We start from the raw sequence: 20416 nt of genomic DNA, 5'->3' as shown, positions 1-20416 counted from the left end.
AGATCATGCGCGCCGCCGGGCTGGCCGCGTGACGGGCGCGTCCCCGCCCGCCGACGCGGAGGCCGCCGCCGGGCCGGCGCCCGCGGCGGTCCCGTGGTGGCAGGACCTGGTCGCGGGCCTGCTCGCCGCCGCGCTCGGTGCTGCCGTGGTGCTGCACGTGCGCACGTTCCCGGAGCTCCCGGACGGGCAGCCGGGGCCCGCGCTGTTCCCCGGGATCGTCGGCAGCCTGCTGCTCGTGTTCGGGCTGGTGCTGGTCGTGCGCGCCGTGCTCGCCCGCGACCGCCCGGTGGCGCCCGGGGTACCCGCCACCCGTCAGGGCGCGGTCCGGGCGCTGGCCGTGGTCGGGCTGGTCGTCGCCTACCTGCTGCTCGCCGAGGTGGTCGGCTTCCTGCCGACGATGGCCGTGCTGCTGTTCCTGCTGATGTGGCTGCTCGGCGCCAAGCCGCTCGTCGCGGCCGTGGCGGCTGCCGTCACCACCGGGGTCGTCGTCCTGCTGTTCCAGGAGCTGCTGCTCGTGCCGCTGCCGACCGGTCTGCTCGGATAGGGCATGGGAGACCTCGCGACGGCGTTCGGGATGCTCGCCGACCCCACCCTGCTGGTGGTCGTGCTCGCCTCGGCCGTCTACGGCCTGTTCATCGGGGCCATCCCGGGCCTCACAGCGACGCTGGCGACGGCCCTGCTGGTGCCGTTCGCGTTCTTCCTCGACCCGCTGCCCGCCATCGCGGCGGTGATCACGATGTCGGCGATGGCGATCTTCGCAGGCGACCTGCCCTCCGCGCTGGTCCGCATGCCCGGCACGCCGGCCAGCGCCGCCTACACCGAGGACGCCTACCGCCAGACGCAGGCCGGCAACGGGGCGCTGGTCCTCGGCGTCGCGCTCGGCGGCTCGGTGATCGGCGGCATCGTCGGAGCGGTCGTGCTCATGGTGGCGGCGCCCGCGCTGGCGGAGTTCGCGCTGCAGTTCACCTCGTACGAGTACTTCTGGGTGGCGGTCCTCGGCCTCACCGCATCTGTGATCATCTCGCAGGGGTCGCAGCTCAAGGGCGCCATCTCGCTCTGCATCGGGCTGCTGCTGGCGACGGTCGGGATCGACATCGCCCTGGGCTACGCCCGCTTCACGTTCGGCAGCACCGACCTGCTGCAGGGGATCAGCTTCATCCCCGCGATGATCGGGCTCTTCGGCCTGTCGGAGGTGCTGCGCAACGTGCTGCACCCGACCGGGCGGATCGAGCCGGTGCGGCTGCGCACGCGCGGGATGTTCCGCGACACGCGGCGCACGCTGTGGCGCTACCGCCGCGGCGTGGTGAGCGGCAACGCCATCGGCGGTGCGATCGGCGCGCTGCCCGGCGCGGGTGGTGACATCGCGGCCTGGGTGTCCTACGCCGCCACCAAGAACGCCTCGAAGGAGGGGCACCTCTTCGGGAAGGGCGAGGGGCACGTCGAGCCGATCGTCTCGGCGGGCTCGGCCAACAACGCCGCACTGGCCTCGGCCTACGTCCCGACGCTCGTGTTCGGCATCCCGGGCGACACGATCACCGCCATCCTGCTCGGCGTGCTGCTGGTGAAGGGGGTGCAGCCGGGTCCGGAGCTCTTCGGGGCCGAGGCGTCCCTGCTGTACGGGATCTACCTGGTCTTCATCCTGGCCAACCTGCTGCTGATCCCGCTCGGCTACCTCGCGGTGCGGACCAGCGGAACGCTGCTGCGGGTACCGCCCGCGCTGCTGATGCCGATCATCGTCGCGTTCTGCGTCGTGGGCGCGTTCTCGATCAACAACGGGTACCTCGAGATCGGCGTCATGCTCGTGCTCGGCGTGCTGGGCTACCTGCTCGAGCGCACCGGCTTCCCGCTGGCGCCCGTGGTGCTGGGGCTCGTGCTGGGGCCGATCGTCGAGAAGAACTTCATGCAGAGCGTCATCAAGACGAACTGGGACCTCACCCAGTTCCTGACGCGGCCGATCAGCGCGGCGCTGCTCGTGATCACGCTGCCGGTCCTGCTCTACCCCGTGTTGCGCAGATCGTTACGTGCGGTGGCGCGACGCAGGGCACTCCGACATTGACGTCCCCCCGCGGAAAGGACACCATCCTCCCGCCAGACATCAGATGACTGAGAGGGACGAGGATGTCCGAGAGCACGGAGAAGTCGGGCGGGCTCGATCTCGCTGACCCGTACACCCTCACGGCCGATGGCATCAAGGAGCCGCCCGTCGGCTGGAAGGCCAGCTTCCGCTACCTGGGGCCGGGTCTGATCCTGAGCGCGTCGATCGTGGGGTCCGGGGAGCTGATCGCCACCACCACGCTCGGTGCCGAGGCCGGGTTCGCGCTGCTGTGGCTCGTGATCATCAGCACGCTGGTGAAGGTCGCACTGCAGGTGGAGCTGGCGCGCTGGACGATCGCGACCGGTCAACCGGCGCTCACCGGCTACAACAAGGTGCCTCCGCGGGTCGGCCGGATCGGCTGGGTCAACATCCTCTGGGCGCTGCTGGCGCTGTCCAAGCTGCTGCAGCTCGGCGGCATCATCGGCGGCACGGCGGCGGCGTTCAGCATCCTGCTCCCGATCGTCGGGGAGCCCCTCGGGTTCGGCTCCCTGCTGCTGTGGACGTGCGTGCTCGCCGCCTTCAGCATCGGGATGCTGTACTCGAACCGGTACTCCCTGATCGAGCGCGGCGCCGTCGCGCTCGTGGTGGTCTTCTCGGTCGTCACGGTGCTCATCGCGCTCGGGCTGCCGCTCACGCCCTTCGCCTACGGCGCGAGCGACCTGGGCAGTGGTCTGATGTTCTTGATCCCGGCGGGCGCGGTCGGCGCCGCCGTGGCCATGTTCGGCATCACGGGCGTCGGGGCCGACGAGATCACCTTCTACACGTACTGGTGCGTCGAGAAGGGCTACGCGCGCTGGGTCGGGCCCAACGACGGCAGTGAGGCGTGGGTCCGGCGGGCCAACGGCTGGATCCGGGTGATGTACAAGGACGCCGCGGTGTCCTGGGTGATCTACACGTTCGGCACGCTCGCCTTCTACCTCATGGGCGCGGCCGTGCTGAACCCGCAGGGCCTCGTCCCCGAGGGCAACGGCATGATCACCACGCTGTCCCGCATCTACACGGACACGCTCGGCGAGTGGGCGGGCGTGATCTTCCTGGTCGGGGCGATCGCGGTGCTCGGCTCCACGATGTGGGCGTCCATCCCCAGCTGGTCGCGGATGTACACGAACCTGCTCGCCACGTTCGGCGTGCTGGACTGGCAGGACCCGGTGGCGCGGCTGCGCTGGATCCGGGTCTTCACCGTGGCGCTCCCGCTGATCTGGGGCGTCTGCTTCATGACGATCCAGTCGCCGGTGGTCATGGTGCAGATCGGTGGCGTGATGACGGGGGTGTTCCTCGTCGCGGTGGTGGTCGCGGTGTACTACCTGCGCCGCACCGAGACCGATCCGCGCCTGTACGGCGGCCGCGGCTTCTCGGTGGCGCTCGGTGTGAGCAGCGTGGCGATCGGGCTGCTCGGGATCTACACGCTGCTGAGCGTCTTCGGGCTCAAGATCGGCTGACGGCGGCACCTGCGGCAGTACCGAGGTAGCGCTCGACGTCGTCCTCGGTCTGCTGCAGGTGCGCCTCCATGGCCTCCCGGGCCTGGGCCGGGTCGCCCGCCTCGACGGCGCGCAGGATCGCGGCGTGCCGGTCGAGGGCGTGGCTGCGGAAGTCCGGCACGGTCGAGGTCTCCTGGCGCATGGCCCGCAGCACCCCCGACAGCGGCTCGAACAGCGCGTCGAGGAACACGTTGTCGGCGGCCTCGAAGAGCGCGGCGTGGAACGCGAGGTCCGCCTCGGCCGTGGCGACCGCGTCGCCGCGGGCGTGCCCGTCGAGCATCTGCTCGTGCGTGGCGCGCATCCGCTCGAGGTGGGTCTCCCGGCGGCGCACGGCCGCGAGCTCGACGATCGCCACCTCGACGGCGCGGCGGGCCTCCAGCAGCCGGCGCGGCAGCAGCAGCGGGTCACCGCCGGAGCGGCTGCGGGCGAGCAGGAGCCTGCCGTCCAGCGGCGACCACTTCTCCGTGGGGTTGACCATCGTCGAGCGGCCCTGCTGGACGTCGAGCACCCGGGTGTGGACCAGCGAGCGGATCGCCTCGCGCACGGTGAGCCTGCTGACGCCGAACCGGCCCGCGAGGTCGGACTCGCTGGGCAGGGCACCGCCGACGGGGAACGTGCCGTCGAGGATGAGCTGCAGCAGTTCTTCGGCCACCACATCGGCTCGCCCCGGACGCATCCGGCCACCATATCGGGGGCACGGCGGCCGGCCGCGCCCCCCAGCGCTCCCACCGGAGGTCCGACCAGGGCACGGCCATCGTCAGGCTCCTCTCCGGACGAACGGCACTTTCGTCGGCACCTAGCCGACGAAAGTGCCGTTCGTCATGCGGATGGGTCCTCGCCGCCTGGCCACAGGTCCAGGGTCGCCCCGTTCGTGGCCACGCGCACGTGGGGTTTCTTCCCTACGCTGTCGACGTGGCGCATCCGGGTGACCTCGGCGGGGTGGGCACCGGCCTGCTCCCGCAGGTGCTGCGCGCGGCACCCGCCGCCGTACTGGTGATCGATCTCGCGCAGCGGGTGGTCGTGCACGCCAACGCCGCCGCGGTCGAGCTGACCGGCGGCGGGGTGCGGCTGCCGATCGACGTCGACCGGTGGAGCGAGGCGGCGGGACTCACCGATCTCGGCGGCCACCCGGTGCACGGGACGGCGTCCCCGCTCTCGCGGGTGGCGCGCGGCGTGCCGGTCGCGGGCGAACCGGTCGCCGTGCGCGACGCGGCCCGCCGTGCCCCGGCGATCGGCGCCACGGGCGTGGACGCCACCGGGGCCGGGCTGCTGTGGGTCACCGGGTTCCCGCTCACCGGTGTGAGCGGGGGTGCCGTGCCGTCCGGGACCGCGGACGACCTCGAGCGGCGCGCGCTGGTGGTGCTGCTGCAGCTGCCCGGCGCCGAGCAGGGCGATCGGTGGCTGGAGGTGCTGCGGGACCGCGCCGTCGTCGCCACCGGCATGTCCTTCGTGATCACCGACCCGCGTCGCAAGGACAACCCGCTCGTCTGGGTCAACCCCTCCTTCGTCGCGCTCACCGGCTATCCCGCCGACGAGGTGGTGGGGTGGAACTGCCGGTTCCTGCAGGGGGCCAACACCGACCGGGTGGGCGTGCGGCGGATCGCCGACGCCCTGCGGCGGGGTGAGCCCGTCACCGAGGTCCTGCTGAACTACCGGCGGGACGGCTCGGCCTTCTGGAACGAGATCGCGATCTCGCCGGTGTTCGACGGCGCCGGTGAGTTGGTCAACTTCGTCGGGGTGCAGAACGACGTCACCGAGCGGGTGGTCGTCGAGCAGGAGCGCAGGGCCGCGCTGGCCGAGGCCGAGGAGGCGCGCGGGCAGCTGCGGCTGCTGGCCGAGGCCACCACGCAGATGACGGTGGCGCTCGACGTGGTCGACGCCAGCGAGCGGCTCGCCCGCAGCCTGGTCCCCGAGCTCGCCGACATGTGCGCGGTCGACGTGCTCGACGTACCGGGGCAGGGCGTGCCCCGCAGGCTCGCGGTGGCCGCGCGCGACCCCGCGGACGAGGACCGGCTGCGCGAGCTCGGCAGGCTGCGCAACTACCACGTGGGCGCGGGCAGCGACACCGGCAGCGTGCTGGCGGGCGACCGCCCGGTGCTCGTGGCGGAGCTGCCCGAGCTCGGCGGCGACCGCTACCCGGACGACCCGGCGGCCGCCGCCGTCTACGACACGCTGCGCCTGCGGTCGGTGATGGTGGTGCCGGTGCGCGCCAGGGGCCGCGTCCTCGGCGCGCTCACCCTCATGACCCAGCACCCCTACGGACGCCGCTACGGCCAGCGCGACCTGCACCTCGCCACCGACATCGCCGGCCGGGCCGGCCTCGCCATCGACAACGCGCGGCTCTACGAGACCGAGCACGCGGCGGCCGCCACCCTCCAGCGGAGCCTGCTGCCCGTGGTGTCGGACGTCGACGGGGTGCAGGTGGCGACGCGCTACCGGGTCGGCGTCGACGGCAACCAGGTCGGCGGCGACTGGTACGACGTGCTCGACCTGCCCGACGGCGCGCTCGGGCTCGCGATCGGCGACGTCGTGGGCCACGACCTGATCGCCGCGGCCGCGATGGGGCAGCTGCGCGGCGTCCTGCGCTCCTACGCGTGGGACGGCGGGCCGCCGGGACTGGTGCTCGACCGCTGCGACCAGCTCGTGCAGGGCTTGGAGATGGCCGCCATGGCCACCGCGGTCTACGCGCGGCTGGAACCGCCGGGGCCCGACGGCCACCGGCTGCTGCGCTACGCCAACGCCGGCCACCCGGCGCCGCTGGTGGTCGTGCCCGACGGCACGTTGCTGCGCCTGGACGAGAACCGGTCGCCGATGATCGGAGCGGTTCGCAGCCTCGGCAGGCGGGCCGGGCCCGGGCGCGCCGAGGCGGTGCTGCGCTGCCCGCCGGGCACGCTGCTGCTGCTCTACACCGACGGCCTCACCGACGTCGCGGGCGAGGACGCGGACGCCCGCGCCGAGCTGCTCGAGTCCACCGTGACGGCCCTGCCCGCGGGCGTCGCGGCCGAGGCGCTCGTGGACCGGGTGCTCGCGGCGTGCAGCCCGAACCGGCCGCGCGACGACGTCGCCCTGCTGGCCGTGCGCCTCGACGGATAGCCCTGTCGGCGGCGTTACCGCAGGTCGGCGGCGAGCGCCGAGCGGTCAGCGGCCGTTCGCGGCGGCTACTTCGCGGTAGGGAGCCATTCACGGATCATCGGCGCCCATTCGGCGTTCGGACCGCCGGTACGGGGTTCGCGCGGGATCCGGTGGGAGTTGACTCGGCGCGGTACCGGCAGTTCCCGGGGGCGGGACATCCGGCCGGGCGAGGGGGACGTGGTGCAGATGGTCGCGGTTCCGGAGATGCCAGTCTCCGAGCCGGTGGTGGTGGCCGCTACCGGACGGTTCGCCGTTCCCCGATCCGGCCGCGCCGTCGCGATCGCCGTCGACGCCGCGGAGCTGCTGCGGCCCGGGTCGGATCTCGTGCGCCTCGTCGGCGGGTTCCCGGAGGCCGAGATCCTGATCGCCGCCGACCGCGACGCGCGCGCCGACCCCGACGACGACGACCTCGATCGGCCCGGCGAGGCGCTGCGCGGCGAGGTCGCCCGCCTCGGCCTGCTCGACCTGCGCCTGCACCGGCTCGGCCTGCCCGACCCGTTGCCCGCCGACGCCGACGAGGACCTGGTGGCCGCGCTGAGCGAGCTCATCGGGTTCGACCCCGAGCCCGGCGTCTACTGCCTCGCCCCGGCGCCCGACCCCGCCGACCCGGCCCGGGCCGCCGTCAACCGCGCCGCGGAGCGGATCGCGCAGGTCTACGGCATCCCGCTGCTCCGCTACCGCTGGCCGGAGCTGGCGTTCCTCGGAGCGCAGTAGAACCTCCGAGCGCGACGACGGGGGCGGATCCGCCGGATCCGCCCCCGTGACGTCGTCGGGCTCAGCTGGCCATCGCCACGCCGCGCCGTTCGAGGATGACGCGGCGCTCGGCCTCGGCCAGCCCGCCCCAGACACCGAACGGCTCCCGCGTCTGCAGGGCGAACTCGCGGCACTGCTCGATCACCGGACAGCGCCGGCAGACCTCCTTGGCTTGCGCGGTGCGGCGGGCGCGCGAGGGGTTGCGCTCGCCGTCGGGGTGGAAGAAGACGCCGCTGTCCATGCCGCGGCACGAGCCGAGGCGCTGCCACTGCCACGCGTGGTCCATGGGGCCGGGGAGCCGGGAAACGTCGCTCATCGTCACCTCTTGTCGTTCGTGCCCGACGTTCCGGGCGACCGAGGTGCTGATTCCCAGGGCCCCGGACGGCCAAACGCCGCCACGCACCCGAACGCCCGATGTGACGCAGCTCACATCGGGTGGCGGAAGGGACGCGCTGGTCAGGTGGCCGCGAGCGCTCCGTCGATGGTGTCGTGGATGTCGAAGAGCGGGATGAGGCCCGCGATCGTGAGCGGGCGCAGCACCCGGCGGGCCGTGCACGCCAGCCGCAGCTCGACGCCCGCCGCGTGCGCGGCCTCCCGCACCTCGATGAGCACCGCGAGCCCGCTCGTGCCGAGGAACGTGACGCCGTCGAGGTCGAGCACCACCAGCTCCACGCCGGCATCCGGCTCGAACTGGTCGAGCACCAGCGAGCGCAGCTGGGGCGAGGTGAGCATGTCGACCTCCCCCCCGACCGTGATGACGACCTGGTCCGCCGCCGGGCGCGCGGTGGTCAGGGTGATCTGGTCATCGGCGTCGCCCCCGCGTCGCACGGACGGGGGGTCTGACGGCAGGTTCTCGCGCGTCTCGGACATCGACGCCACCGTAAGGTGCCGCGGCCCCGCGTGCCACCTGGAGCGCGGGTCAGATGATGCGGTGCCGCCCGTCCGGGGTGCGCGCCGTGCGTCCGGTCCTGGCCAGCAGCTCCAGCAGCGGAACGGCCACGCGCCGGGAGGTGCCGAGGACCTGGCGGGCGGCACTGATCGTGAACTCCTCGCCCGCGGCCGCGAGCGCCTCGAGGGCGCGCTCGTCCGAGCCCGGTGGCAGCACCACGCCGTCGGCGACGCGCATCAGCTCCCCGGCCTTGACGAGCGACGCGACCTGCCGCGGGCCCAACCCCAGCGCGGCGAGCCGGTCCGCCTCCGGGGCGACGAACGGCTCGCGCTCCCACTGCTCGCGCAGGGCGTCCATCGCGCTCCGCACGGCGGCGGGCAACGTCCGCTCCCCGTCGCGCACCACCCGGCCATGGCGCAGCCGCAGCGCGCCGCCCTCCAGCACTGCCTCCACCAACCGCGCGTCGGGGAGCGCCGCGACCCGGCGCGCGGCCTCGACGGGCAGGCCGGGATCGAGGGGGTCGGCGGCGTCGTGCGCGGCCACCGCGTCCGCGATCGCGTCGGCGAGCGCCGCCGCGCGTGCGGGGTCGACGAGCCACCTCGCGGCGCGGACGGCCGCGACGCCGTCGACGTCCCGGGGCGCCACGCCCATCGTCACCAGGTCGGCGCGCCGGGCGATGCCACGCCGGGCGAGCTCGCCCGCCGCGTCGGCGACGGCCGGGAGCACCGCCAGCTCGGCGGCCCGGCGGGCCGCGGCGCCGCGGCGGTCCAGGGCGGGCGGGCGCACGTCGAGCGCGGTCAGGCCCGACGCCACGACCCGGCGGCCGGGATCGCGCAGCAGCGCGCGGTCGCCGATGCGCAGCGGTACCGGGTGCCGCAGCCGCAGCCGCGCCGTGTCCGGCCCGAGCGGGCGCACCCGCGCCGGCACGGCGGCGGCCCCGACGTGCACCGTCAGCTCGGCGGGCAGGTCGCGGGGGTCCGGCGCCACCGCGTCGGTGCGCGCGCCGTGCAGCCGGACGTCGAGCAGGTCGGTGCCCAGCCAGGCGCCGGGCGTCAGCAGGACGTCCCCGCGGCCCACGTTCTCGCGGGGCACACCGCGCAGGTTCACCGCCACCCTGGCCACCCCGCGGGCCTCGCCGACGGACGCGCCGAGGCACTGCAGCTCCCGCACCGCCACGCGCCGGGTGCCCGCAGCCGTCCGCAGCTCGAGCTCGTCGTCGACCCGGAGACGACCGGCGCCGAGGGTGCCGGTGACGACGGTCCCCGCGCCGCGGATCGTGAACGCGCGGTCGACCCACAGCCGCACGTCCGCGTCCGGGTCGGGTACCGGCAACCCGGCCACGAGGTGGTCGAGCGCGGCGCGCAGCTCGGCCACGCCTGCGCCCGTCGGCGCGGCGACGGCGACGTCCGGCACGTCCGCGAGCGGGGTACCGGCGAGGTGGCGGCGGGCGTCGTCGAGGGCGAGGGCGGGGTCCATCAGGTCGCTGCGGGTGATCACCAGCAGCCCGTGGCGCACCCCGAGCGCGGACAGCGCGTCCACGTGCTCGGCGGACTGCGGCATCCAGCCCTCGTCGGCGGCCACCACCAGGAGCACGGCCGGCACCGGTCCGGCACCGGCGAGCATCGTCGACACGAACCGCTCGTGGCCCGGCACGTCCACGAACGCGACCGTGGCCGCGGACGGCAGGCGGGTCCAGGCGAAGCCCAGGTCGATCGTCATGCCGCGCCTGCGCTCCTCGGCCCACCGGTCGGGCTCCATCCCGGTGAGGGCCCGGACGAGCGTCGACTTCCCGTGGTCGACGTGGCCCGCCGTCGCTAGGACGTGCACGCCAGCACCGCAGAGGCCAGGTCGGCGTCGGCCGCGGGCCCGAGCGCGCGCAGGTCGAGCAGGCAACGGCCGCGCTCGATGCGCCCCAGCACGGCGGGGTCGCCCGCGCGCAGCGCCGCGGCGTAGTGCCGGGGGAGGGACACGGCGGCGCTCGGGAGCGTGACGCCGGGAGCACCGCCGCCCCCGACGGCCGCGTCCGAGCCGACGGCCGCGGCGTCCACGCCGTGCTCGGCGAGCGCGGCCGCCAGCCGCTCGGCCCGCGCGCGCAGCGTCCGGGGGTCGGCGTCCAGGGCCGCGCGCACCGGCGGGACGGGCCCGCGCAGGGTGGCCTCGAGCGCCGCGAGCGTCAGCTTGTCCACCCGCAGCGCCCGGGCCAGCGGGTGGCGCCGCATCGCGTGCACGAGCTCCGCCCCCGTGCCGGGCGCGCCCAGCAGGAGCCCGGCCTGCGGGCCGCCGAGCAGCTTGTCGCCGGACGCGGTGACGACGTCGGCCCCCTCGGCGAGGGTGCCCGCGGCGTCGGGTTCGTCGGGCAGCAGCCGGTGCGGCGCGAGCAGGCCCGACCCGATGTCGGCCACCACCGGCACCCCGAGGCCGGCCAGCTCGCGGACGCCGACCGACCGGGTGAAGCCGCTGACCACGAAGTTCGAGGGGTGCACCTTGAGGATCAAGGCGGTCTCCTGGCCGATCGCCGCGGCGTAGTCGGCCCGGCTGGTGCGGTTGGTCGTGCCGACCTCGTGCAGCCGCGCGCCCGCCGCGGCCAGCAGCTCGGGGATGCGGAAGCCGTCGCCGATCTCGACGAGCTCACCGCGGGAGACGACCACCTCCCGTCCGCCCGCGAGCGCGGCGGCGACGAGGGCGAGGGCGGCGGCCCCGTTGTTCACCACGTGCGCGGCCGCGGCACCGGGAACGGCGGCGAGCAGGGCGTCGACGGTGGTGGCGCCGCGCGGGCCGCGCGCACCGGTGGCCAGGTCCAGCTCGACGTCGCAGGTGCCCGCCGCGAGCCCGACCGCGGCGCGGGCGGCGTCGGACAGCGGTGCGCGACCCAGGTTGGTGTGCAGCAGCACGCCGGTGGCGTTCAGGACGGGCCGCAGCGCCGCGGGAACGGCCGGCAGCGCGGCGAGCACCGCCGCGACGACCGCCTCGTGCTCCGCGGGCACCTCGCCCCGCCGGACCCGCTCCTGGACGGCGCCGACGGCCGCCCGCACCAGCTCGCGGCCCAACCTCGCCGTGGCGGCCGCGACGCGGGGCTCGGCGAGGACCGCGTCGGTGCGCGGCACGTGCCGGCGCGGGTCGACGGCGTCCGTGGCGCTGTGCTGACCGGCGCTGCTCACGGGGGAACCCTACGGCGGCGGCGGCCCGCGGGCGCGCAACTCGGAACGATCACCGAGAGTGATCGTTCCGAGTGATCCTCGGGTCTACGCGCGGGCCGGGGCCCCGTTGCGCTCCGCGGGCTTCTCGGCGTTGCGGGACGCGCCCTCGCCGAGCTCGGTGCCGAGCAGCTTGTGCAGCCGGGCCATCTCGTTGCGCACACCCTCGTGCAGCGAGTTGATGCGGCGCAGCTCCTGGTCGGCGGACTCCCGACGGCGCTTGAGGTCCTGGTCGCTGCGCTGGCGCACCTCGTCGGCGCGGGTCTGGGCCTCGGAGAGCAGCTTGTCGGCGGCGTGGCGCGCGTCGTCGTTGATGCGGGCGGCGTCCTCGCGGGCGGCGGCGAGGGTGGCGGCAGCCTGCTGCTCGCGCTCCTGGATGGCGACGTTGCGCTGCGCGGCCTCCTGGTCCAGCTCGGCGGAGCGGGCGATGAGCTTCTGCTCGACCTCGTGGCGGTGCCGCTCGGCATCGGCCCTGGCCTGCTCCACGAGGGCGGTGGCCTCGTTGGCCGCGCGGCTGCGGACGTCGGCCGCCTCGTGCTCGGCGAGCCGCAGGATCTTCTCGGCGCGGAAGCCGAAGCTCTCCTGGGAGATCGGGCCGTCGGGCTGCTGGGCGCGGGCGTTGCGCAGCTCGCCCTCGACGCCGCGGGCGTGCTGCTCGGCGGCCTTGCGTGCGGACTCGGCGGCGTTGATGCGGTCGCGGAGCTCTCGCATCTGCGCATCGACCTGGTCGCGGTCGTAGCCACGGCGGACGATGTCGAACGAGGCTCCGGCGGGGGACGGGCCGCCCCCGCTGCTGTGGACGGAGTTCTGGGGGGTGCTGATCGTCACGATGAGTAGTGTGTTCGCTCGATACGGTTTCCTCCATCCGGAGTCGGCGGGCGGGGGGCTGGTTGCGACCGGCGGTGGTATGCGTCACGCGGCGCCGGGCCCTCCCGGGGCGTGCGGTCACCACCGCGCGACCTGCGGCCCGGTGGGCGCCCGCCGTAGGCTCGCGCGGTGCCCGATCTCGCGCCGGTCCGCAGGCTCAGCCAGTTCAGCCACGGAGCCGGGTGCGGCTGCAAGCTGGGGCCCGCGGTGGTCGCGGACCTTCTCCGCACCCTCACCCCGGCGCGCTCGGCCGACCTGCTGGTGGGCACCGAGACCGGCGACGACGCGGCGGTCTGGCGGCTCGACGACGAGCGCGCGCTGGTCGCCACCACGGACTTCTTCACCCCCGTGGTGGACGACCCGCGCACCTGGGGCCGGATCGCGGCGCAGAACGCGGTCTCGGACGTCTACGCGATGGGGGGCCGGCCGCTCTTCGCGCTGAACCTCGTGGCGTGGCCGTCGGCGGAGCTGCCGGTGTCGATGCTGGCCGACGTGCTGGCCGGCGGCGCCGAGATCGGCGCGGAGAGCGGCTTCGCGGTGGTCGGCGGGCACAGCGTGGACGACCCCGAGCCCAAGTACGGGCTCGTGGTGATCGGGGAGGTGCACCCGCAGCGGGTCCTCACCAACGCCGGCCTGCGCGACGGCGACGCCCTCGTGCTCACGAAGGCGCTGGGGACCGGGGTGGTCACGACCGCGATCAAGGCGGGCACCGCGCCCCAGGGGCCGGCCGACGCCGCCGTCGCGTCGATGACGTCGAGCAACGCGCCCGCGGCCCGGGCCGCCGTGACCGCCGGGGCCACCGGCTGCACCGACGTCACCGGCTTCGGGCTGCTCGGGCACCTCGGGAAGATGGCATCGGCCTCCGGGGTGGACGCCGTGCTCGACGTCGACGCCGTGCCGGTGCTGCCCGGGGTGCGGGAGCTCGCGGCGGCCGGCGCCGTGCCCGGCGGCAGCAGGCGCAACCGCGACTGGGTGGCCCCGCGGCTGGACGCGGGCGGGCGCACCGAGCTGGACGTCCTGCTGCTCGCCGACGCGCAGACCTCCGGCGGCCTGCTCTTCGGCGCCGCTCCCGACGCCGCGGCGACCGCCGTGGCCCGGCTCGGCCCCCCGGCGGCCGTGATCGGCGCGGTCCGCACCGGCACGGGCCGGATCAGCCTGCGCTGACCCGCGCCGCGCAGGGCTCTGCCGGGACTGGCACACCGACTTCGGTGCCGGCACACCGACTGCAGTCGGTGCGCCAGCGCAGAAGTCGGTGTGCGACGGCGTCAGGCAGGTCGTCCGCACGCCCGGGTCGCGCTGTTCGTCCGATCGGGGCACCGGCGGCCCGTTCTCCCACGCGAGCGGCGACGGCTCGGCTTCCATGCCGTGCCATGGTGTTGTCACGACGTGGGTTCCTCCGGCGGTCGGCGGCCGGGATCGTCCTCGTCGGGGCGCCCGAGGTGCTGCGCGTGACGAGCGGGCCACGGGTGGGCTACGGCGACCTGGTCGACGACCCCGAGGGGCGGCTCTCGCTGCCGGAGGGCTTCGGCTACACGATCGTCACCGAGGCCGGGAGGACCGAGCTGGAGACCGGCGAGCCCACCCCCCGCAACCACGACGGCACCGGCGCGTTCGCGGCGCGGGGCGGCGGCACCGTCCTGGTCGTGAACCACGAGATCCGGGAGGAGGCGGGCACGGACCTGCAGGTCCCGCACCTGGACGGGCTGGTCTACGACCCGGGTGCGGCCGGCGGCTGCACGATCGTCGTCACCGACGCGCAGGGCAGGCCCGTGAACGAGCGGGTCGGGATCGCGGGCACCTCCACCAACTGCGCCGGGGGCGTGACGCCCTGGGGCACGTGGCTGACCTGCGAGGAGACCGACGTGCGGGCCGGCGACGGTGCGTACGAGCGCGACCACGGCTACGTGTTCGAGGTCGACCCGTTCGACCGCGCCGCCCTCGTCGACCCGCAGCCGGTGAAGGCGCTGGGGCGCTTCGTGCACGAGGCGCTGGCCGTGGACCCCGCCACCCACGACATCTACCTCACCGAGGACGACTCCGGCCCCAACGGGCTCGTCTACCGCTGGGCCCCGCCCGCCGGGTTCCGCGGCGGCCGCGGCGTGCTGCGCGAGCTCGGGGGCAGCGACGGGGCGCTGGCCGCGATGCGCTGCACCGACGAGTCCGGCGAGCACGTCGACGACCTCTCCCGCGCCGGGTCCGCCGGCACCACCTACGCCGTCGAGTGGGTGGAGGTGCCCGACCGCGACGCGCGGGAGGAGCCCACCCGCACCCAGCTCGACGACGGCCGCGTCACCCGCGCGCACAAGCTGGAGGGTGCGTGGTGGGGGCCCGGGCAGAACGGCGCGAGCGGGGCGTACGTCGTGTCGAGCTACACCGGCGGCGACAGCCCCGGCAACCACCGCGGGCAGGTGTGGTTCTACGACCCGCGTGCGTCCACGATGACGCTGCGGCTGCAGTTCGCGGGCGAGGAGGACGGGGCCGACGGGCCCGACAACATCAGCGTCTCCCCGTACGGCGGCGTGATCCTCGCCGAGGACGGGAACTCGGGCAACCACCTCGTCGGCGCCACCGAGGACGGCACGACGTTCCGGGTGGCCCGCACCGAGCAGGGCAGCGAGTTCACCGGCCCGGTCTTCAGCCGCGACGGCAGCGTGCTGTTCGCCAACGTCCAGGTGCCCGGCACGCTGTTCGCGATCACGGGCCCGTGGAGCTGACGGACCGGGGGGCGATACTCGGCGACGTGCCCGAACCCGTCGACCGTTCCTGCCACCGCACCCGCGCCTGGGTGACCGAGGCGATCCGGCTCGTGGAGGCCGACGCCAACCGCTCCGCCGACACGCACCTGCACGTCTTCCCGCTCCCACCCGAGTGGGGCGTGGACGTCTACCTCAAGGACGAGTCGGTGCACCCGACCGGCAGCCTCAAGCACCGGCTGGCCCGGTCGTTGTTCCTGTACGCGCTGGCCAACGGCTGGATCGTCGAGGGCACGACCGTCGTCGAGGCGAGCTCGGGGTCCACGGCGGTGTCGGAGGCGTACTTCGCGCGGTTGATCGGCGTGCCGTTCGTGGCGGTGATGCCGCGGCGCACCAGCCCGGAGAAGATCGCGCTGATCGAGCGCTACGGCGGCCGCTGCCACTTCGTGGACCGCGCGCCCGAGATGTACACCGAGGCGCAGCGGCTCGCCGACGAGACCGGCGGCCACTACCTCGACCAGTTCACCTACGCCGAGCGCGCCACCGACTGGCGGGGCAACAACAACATCGCGGAGTCGATCTTCGAGCAGCTCGCGCTGGAACGCCACCCGGTGCCGGAGTGGATCGTGATGGGCGCGGGCACCGGCGGCACGTCGGCCACGATCGGGCGCTACCTGCGCTACCGGCGCCACTGCACGCGCCTCGCGGTGGTGGACCCGGAGAACTCGGCGTTCTTCCCCGGCTGGGTCACCGGGGCTCCCGACTACGGCACCGGGATGCCGTCGCGGATCGAGGGCATCGGGCGCCCCCGGATGGAGCCCAGCTTCGTGCCCAGCGTGATCGACCTGATGATCCCCGTGCCCGACGCGGCGAGCGTCGCGGCGGCGCGGCACCTGCACGCCGTCACCGGCCGGTGGGCGGGCGGCTCGACGGGCACGAACCTCTGGGGTGTCTGGCAGCTGGTGGCGCGGATGCGCGAGGAGGGGGTGCGCGGCAGCGTCGTCACGCTGATCTGCGACGGCGGCGAGCGCTACAGCCACAGCTACTACGACGACGGGTGGGTGGCCGAGCAGGGGATGGACCTGAAGCCCTACACGGAGACCCTGGAACGCTTCCTGGCCACGGGCGAGTGGACGCCCCCCACCTGACTCGCACGTGGAGCGGTCAGGGCCCGTCCTGCGGCCTGCCGGATGCGGTGTCGGTGGTCCGCTCGAACCGCACGCTCGCCACGCGACGGCCATCCATCTCCGCCACGACGAGCGCCGCCCCGTGCAGCGGGACGTGGTCTCCGACCGCGGGGATCCGGCCGAGTGCGTCCTGGACGTAGCCGCCGAGGGTGTCGAAGGCGCCGTCGGGCAGTTCGAGCCCGGTGCGGTCGCGGAACTCGTCGCGGTGCAGCAGCCCGTCGAGGAGCGCCTCTCCGCCGTCACCGTCGGCCCGGTCCCGTACGGCCGACGTCAGCCGGGGGGAGTCGAACTCGTCGTCGATGTCGCCGACGATCTCCTCGATCAGGTCCTCCAGCGTGACGATGCCGGCGGTGCCGCCGTACTCGTCGACGACGACGGCGAGGTGCACGCGCCGAGCCCGCATCTCGGACATCGCGACGAGCATCGGCTTGTTCTCCGGGAGCGCGTGCACCGGGCGCATCACGTCGCCGACCGTGCGGGGAGCGCCGCCGGGTCGGCTCCGCAGCGCGGCGGTGAGCAGGTCGCGCACGTGCACGACGCCGACGACGTCGTCGACCCCTTCTCCGGTGACGGGGTAGCGGGAGTGCGGCTTACCGACGATCGCGCGCGTGGCCTCCTCGAGGTCGGTGGCCGCGCGCAGGAAGTCGACCTCCGTCCGCGGGAGCATGACCTCCCGCAGGTGGCGGTCCGCGGCGTCGAACACGTCGGCGAGCACCCGGCGTTCCTCGCGGTCGAGCTGTTCGTGGCTCGCCACCATGTCGCGCAGCTCTTCCTCGGAGACCTGTTCACCGCCGGCCCTCGGGTTGAGGCCGAGCAGCCGGACGACGCCGTCGGTCGTGCGCGACAGCAGCCAGATGACCGGTCGGGCCAGGGAGGCGATGCGGTCGAGCACGGGCGCGACGAACAGCGCCACGCCCTCCGCGCGCTGCAGGGCCAACCGCTTGGGGACGAGCTCGCCCAGGACGAGGGAGACGAACGAGATCAGTGCGGTGACCACGACGAGCGCGAGCGTGCCCGCCAGCCCGGCCGGCAACCCCCATGACGTGAAGAGCCCGCCGAGCGGTGCTGCGAGGGTCGAGCCACCGTAGGCGGCGGAGAAGAACCCCGCCAGCGTTACGCCGATCTGGACCGCGGCCAGGAAGCGGTTCGGATCCTCCCGCAGCCGGGACACCGTGGCTCCTCGTCTGCTTCTCGAGGAGAGCCGCGCGACCTGCCCCTCCCGCAGCGACACGAGCGCCAGCTCCGAGGCGGAGAAGTAACCGCCCACCAAGACGAACAGCAGCACCAAACCGATGTTGAGACCGATCCCGTCCACACCGGGAGCATCGCAGCACCGCGGCCTCGGGACTTCCCAGGGAGCGGGCCTGTCGGAGCTGAGCTCCACCGCGCCACTCGAGGGGGCAGCAGGGGGACGTGTCGCGAGCGGATCGGTCGGGTAGACGGCCGGAGCCGGCGAGGCGGACATCCCGTCGGGGGACACCGACTGCGAGGGGGACAGTGAGGCCAACGGCGCGGCCGAGGGGCTGCTCCACGTGACCCGGCACCGACGACGCGATGACGCCGACCGTTCCGCGGCCGGGTCGTGATGGAGGGACTCCTCGGTCCCTGGCCGGTCACGGTCAGCGTCGTGGTGTTCGTCGTCGCGGCGCTGGCGACGGTGGCGGGGGCGATCCGCATGGCGTCGCTCGGGGACACCCTCGCCGACCGCACCGGCTGGGGCGAGGCCGTGTTCGGGGCGGTGTTCTTCGGCGCCGCCAGCTCCCTGTCCGGCATCGTCATCACCGCGGTCGCCGCGGCCGGCGACAACCCGACGCTGGCCTACAGCAATGCCGTCGGAGGCATCGCGGCGCAAACCCTCGCCGTTGCCGTCGCCGACCTGTTCTACCGACGCGGCAACCTCGAGCACGCCGCCGCGTCCCTGTCGAACATCCTGTTCGGCTGCCTGCTCCTCGCGCTGCTCACCCTTGTCGTGCTCGCCGCCTACCTGCCCCCGTTCACCGTCGCGGCGATCCACCCGATGTCCGTTGTGCTCGTTGCCGTGTACGTCGGCGGTCTCCTGCTCATCCGACGCAACGGCAGCCGACCGATGTGGGAAGCCGTACGCACCCGCGGCACGCGCATCGACGAACCCGCCGAGGAGGACACCGACGAGCGGCCGACGCGGGCCGTCTGGGCCGAGTTCGTCGTCATCGGCGCCGCGGTCAGCGCCGGCGGCGCAGCCCTCGCACTCGCTGCCGAAGGAATCATCGACGCGACGGGCCTCACCGCCGGTTTCGTCGGCGCGGTCCTGCTCGGGATCGTCAACGCCCTGCCCGAGACCGTCACCGCGATCACCGCCGTCCGTCGTGGCGCCCTCACGCTCGCCATCGGTGCGGTCCTCGGCGGCAACTCGTTCGACGCGCTCAACATCGCAGTCGGAGACACCTTCTACCGCGGCGGATCCCTGTACCACCGAGCCGGGCCGGACGAGCTGTTCCTCACCCTGGCCAGCGCCCTCATGACCATCGTCGTCGTCGCGGGGCTCCTCGTGCGCCAATCCCGTGGGCCCGGCCGCGTCGGCTTCGACGGCATCGCGCTGATCACCACCTACGTCGCCGTCGTCGCCGTGCTCACCGTGTGACACCGAGGTGGGCCGGGCGCCACCCCTGTCGCGCCGGGGTCACTCCCCGATCGCTACGCGTAGACCCGGGGCGCGGCCGCGCCGGCCGTCGGCACCGCGCGCCGCTCCAGCCGGGCCGCGGTGGCGAGCAGGGCGGCCTCGGCCCCGGGGCGCCCGACCAGCTGGACGCCCACCGGCCGGCCTCCGATCAGCACCGGCGCCACCACCGCGGGCAGCCCGGCCAGGTTCCACGCGGGCGCGCACGGCAGGCGGGTGGCCATGGCGAGCACGCTCGTGCGGTACCCCTGCCCGACCATCGCCCCGGCCCGCACCGGGGGCCGGATGGTGGCGGGGCCGAGCAGCATGTCGTAGCCGCCCTCGTCCATCCACGCGAGCACCCGGTCGCGCCACGCGGCCGGGGCCCCCGCGGCGGGTGGCGTGAAGCGCAGGACGCGCCTGCCCTTGCGCACGACGGCGGCGGTGCGCCGCTCCGCGGCGTCGAGGTCGAGCCCGATCGCGTCGGCCTCCCGCGCCACGCCCGCCTGCCAGCGGCGCAGCCACTGCGTGGCGAGGCCCCGCGGGTAGGGCGGGTCGGCGAACGCGACGATCGCGGCATCCGGTCCGGCGCGCAGCCGGGCGGCGCCGCCGATCGCGGCGGCGCGGTGGTCGGGCTGCAGGCGCCCCACCGGCCACGGGACCCGCAGCGAGAGCGCGATGCGGCGCGGGCCGGGCACATCGAGGTCGATGTCGCTCTTCGTGAGCACGCCGAGCAGCAGGGCGGCGTCCCCGGCGGTGCGGGCGAGCGGACCGGTGGCGCCGAGCCCGCACCAGTGCTCGTCGGCGCCACGGGGCAGCGGCACCACCTGCGGGCCCGGTTTGAGGCCCACGAGCCCGCAGCAGGCGGCCGGGTTGCGGATCGCGCCGCCGCCGTCGGTGGCGATCGCGAGCACCGCCATCCGGGCGGCGACCGCCGCGGCGACCCCGGACCCGCCGGGGTCGAGCGTGGGGTCGAGGGGGTTGCGCGTGACGCCGTGGGAGAACCCCCACACCGCGAGCTCGGGCATCCGCGCCTTGCCGATCACGACCGCGCCCGCGGCGCGCATCCGCTTCACCAGCTCGTCGTCGCGGCGCGCCGGGTCGGTGCGGGTCGCGGCGGAGCCGTGGCGGGTGGGGTAGCCGGCGACGTCCACGTCGTCGGGGACCACGACCGGCACGCCGGCGAGCGGGAGCGCGAACCGGTCGGCGCGCGAGTCGACGCCCCCGGCCTCGGCGAGCACGCGCTCGGGGTCGTGCTCGGCGAACGCGCCGATCTCCGGGTCGTGGGCGGCGATCCGGGCGAGGTGGGCGCGGGCGACGTCGACGGCGCTGCTGCGCCCGTCGTGCACCCGCGACACGATCTCGGCCGCGGTGAGCGCGGTCAGGTCCGAGGTCAGGTCGAGGCCCTCCATCCCTCCACCATGGCACTGATCTGCGGTGATCATGGCAACGACCCGCCGGGCGGGCCCCCGGACGGGGGGTGTCGATCATGC

17 protein-coding genes are annotated in these 20416 nt (G+C 74.8%); 9 read left to right on the top strand and 8 right to left on the bottom strand.

Annotated elements, in window-relative coordinates:
* The 3 genes from FB558_RS29790 to FB558_RS29780 all read left to right on the top strand — a co-directional run.
* On the top strand, nucleotides 1-544 hold a 544-nt coding region (locus FB558_RS29790), incomplete at its 5' end, for a tripartite tricarboxylate transporter TctB family protein (RefSeq protein WP_211366909.1).
* Between the two features lie 3 nt (nucleotides 545-547).
* Complete coding sequence (locus FB558_RS29785) at nucleotides 548-2056, top strand: tripartite tricarboxylate transporter permease (RefSeq protein WP_142058948.1); 1509 nt, start codon at nucleotides 548-550, stop codon at nucleotides 2054-2056.
* 62 nt (nucleotides 2057-2118) lie between these two features.
* A complete protein-coding gene (locus FB558_RS29780; RefSeq protein WP_142058946.1) occupies nucleotides 2119-3534 on the top strand; it encodes an Nramp family divalent metal transporter in 1416 nt (471 codons plus the stop codon).
* Here FB558_RS29780 and FB558_RS29775 read toward each other — a convergent pair.
* A complete protein-coding gene (locus tag FB558_RS29775; RefSeq protein WP_142058944.1) occupies nucleotides 3521-4249 on the bottom strand; it encodes a FadR/GntR family transcriptional regulator in 729 nt (242 codons plus the stop codon). The two genes, FB558_RS29780 and FB558_RS29775, sit on opposite strands and share 14 nt — an antisense overlap.
* 236 nt (nucleotides 4250-4485) lie before the next feature.
* Between FB558_RS29775 and FB558_RS29770 the strand changes: the two genes are divergently transcribed.
* On the top strand, nucleotides 4486-6666 hold the full coding sequence (locus FB558_RS29770) for a SpoIIE family protein phosphatase (protein ID WP_142058942.1): 2181 nt from the start codon (nucleotides 4486-4488) through the stop codon (nucleotides 6664-6666).
* 243 nt (nucleotides 6667-6909) lie between these two features.
* Nucleotides 6910-7419 (top strand): hypothetical protein, encoded by a 510-nt coding sequence (locus FB558_RS29765; protein ID WP_142058940.1) that lies wholly within the window; start codon nucleotides 6910-6912, stop codon nucleotides 7417-7419.
* 61 nt (nucleotides 7420-7480) lie between these two features.
* Here the strand turns inward: FB558_RS29765 and FB558_RS29760 are convergent, their stop codons facing one another.
* The 5 genes from FB558_RS29760 to FB558_RS29740 form a co-directional block, all read right to left on the bottom strand.
* Nucleotides 7481-7774, bottom strand: coding sequence for a WhiB family transcriptional regulator (locus FB558_RS29760; protein WP_142058938.1), 294 nt, complete (start codon nucleotides 7772-7774; stop codon nucleotides 7481-7483).
* Nucleotides 7775-7914: 140 nt separating this feature from the next.
* A complete protein-coding gene (locus tag FB558_RS29755; RefSeq protein WP_142058936.1) occupies nucleotides 7915-8328 on the bottom strand; it encodes an STAS domain-containing protein in 414 nt (137 codons plus the stop codon).
* Nucleotides 8329-8377: 49 nt separating this feature from the next.
* Nucleotides 8378-10174, bottom strand: a complete 1797-nt coding sequence (gene selB / locus FB558_RS29750) for a selenocysteine-specific translation elongation factor (RefSeq protein ID WP_142058934.1) — start codon at nucleotides 10172-10174, stop codon at nucleotides 8378-8380.
* Complete coding sequence (gene selA / locus FB558_RS29745; protein ID WP_142058932.1) at nucleotides 10162-11505, bottom strand: L-seryl-tRNA(Sec) selenium transferase; 1344 nt, start codon at nucleotides 11503-11505, stop codon at nucleotides 10162-10164. Before selA ends, selB begins: the two co-directional genes overlap by 13 nt.
* A gap of 84 nt (nucleotides 11506-11589) precedes the next feature.
* Nucleotides 11590-12369 (bottom strand): hypothetical protein, encoded by a 780-nt coding sequence (locus FB558_RS29740; RefSeq protein WP_142058930.1) that lies wholly within the window; start codon nucleotides 12367-12369, stop codon nucleotides 11590-11592.
* Nucleotides 12370-12537: 168 nt separating this feature from the next.
* On the opposite strand from FB558_RS29740, the gene selD reads away from it, so the two are divergent.
* The 3 genes from selD to cds1 all read left to right on the top strand — a co-directional run bounded on the left by selD (nucleotide 12538) and on the right by cds1 (nucleotide 16249).
* Nucleotides 12538-13572, top strand: coding sequence for a selenide, water dikinase SelD (gene selD / locus FB558_RS29735; protein WP_142058928.1), 1035 nt, complete (start codon nucleotides 12538-12540; stop codon nucleotides 13570-13572).
* 206 nt (nucleotides 13573-13778) lie between these two features.
* Nucleotides 13779-15122, top strand: coding sequence for an alkaline phosphatase PhoX (locus tag FB558_RS29730; protein ID WP_142058926.1), 1344 nt, complete (start codon nucleotides 13779-13781; stop codon nucleotides 15120-15122).
* A gap of 26 nt (nucleotides 15123-15148) precedes the next feature.
* Complete coding sequence (gene cds1 / locus FB558_RS29725) at nucleotides 15149-16249, top strand: L-cysteine desulfhydrase Cds1 (RefSeq protein WP_211366908.1); 1101 nt, start codon at nucleotides 15149-15151, stop codon at nucleotides 16247-16249.
* Between the two features lie 16 nt (nucleotides 16250-16265).
* On the opposite strand, the gene FB558_RS29720 is transcribed toward cds1, so the two are convergent.
* Complete coding sequence (locus FB558_RS29720; RefSeq protein WP_142058924.1) at nucleotides 16266-17603, bottom strand: hemolysin family protein; 1338 nt, start codon at nucleotides 17601-17603, stop codon at nucleotides 16266-16268.
* Nucleotides 17604-17915: 312 nt separating this feature from the next.
* Here FB558_RS29720 and FB558_RS29715 point away from each other — a divergent pair, with 312 nt between their 5' ends.
* Nucleotides 17916-18908 carry a sodium:calcium antiporter gene (locus FB558_RS29715; protein ID WP_246106830.1) on the top strand — a complete coding sequence of 331 codons (993 nt, stop codon included), beginning with the start codon at nucleotides 17916-17918 and terminating at the stop codon, nucleotides 18906-18908.
* 53 nt (nucleotides 18909-18961) lie between these two features.
* Here the strand turns inward: FB558_RS29715 and FB558_RS29710 are convergent, their stop codons facing one another.
* Nucleotides 18962-20335 (bottom strand): amidase, encoded by a 1374-nt coding sequence (locus FB558_RS29710; RefSeq protein ID WP_170231583.1) that lies wholly within the window; start codon nucleotides 20333-20335, stop codon nucleotides 18962-18964.
* Nucleotides 20336-20416: the final 81 nt, after the last annotated feature.

Source organism: Pseudonocardia kunmingensis, from assembly GCF_006716445.1.
In the GTDB taxonomy this organism is placed as follows: Bacteria; Actinomycetota; Actinomycetes; order Mycobacteriales; family Pseudonocardiaceae; genus Pseudonocardia; species Pseudonocardia kunmingensis.
The sequence above is the reverse complement of the archived record's forward strand: the minus strand, read 5'-3'. Positions and strand labels throughout refer to the sequence as shown.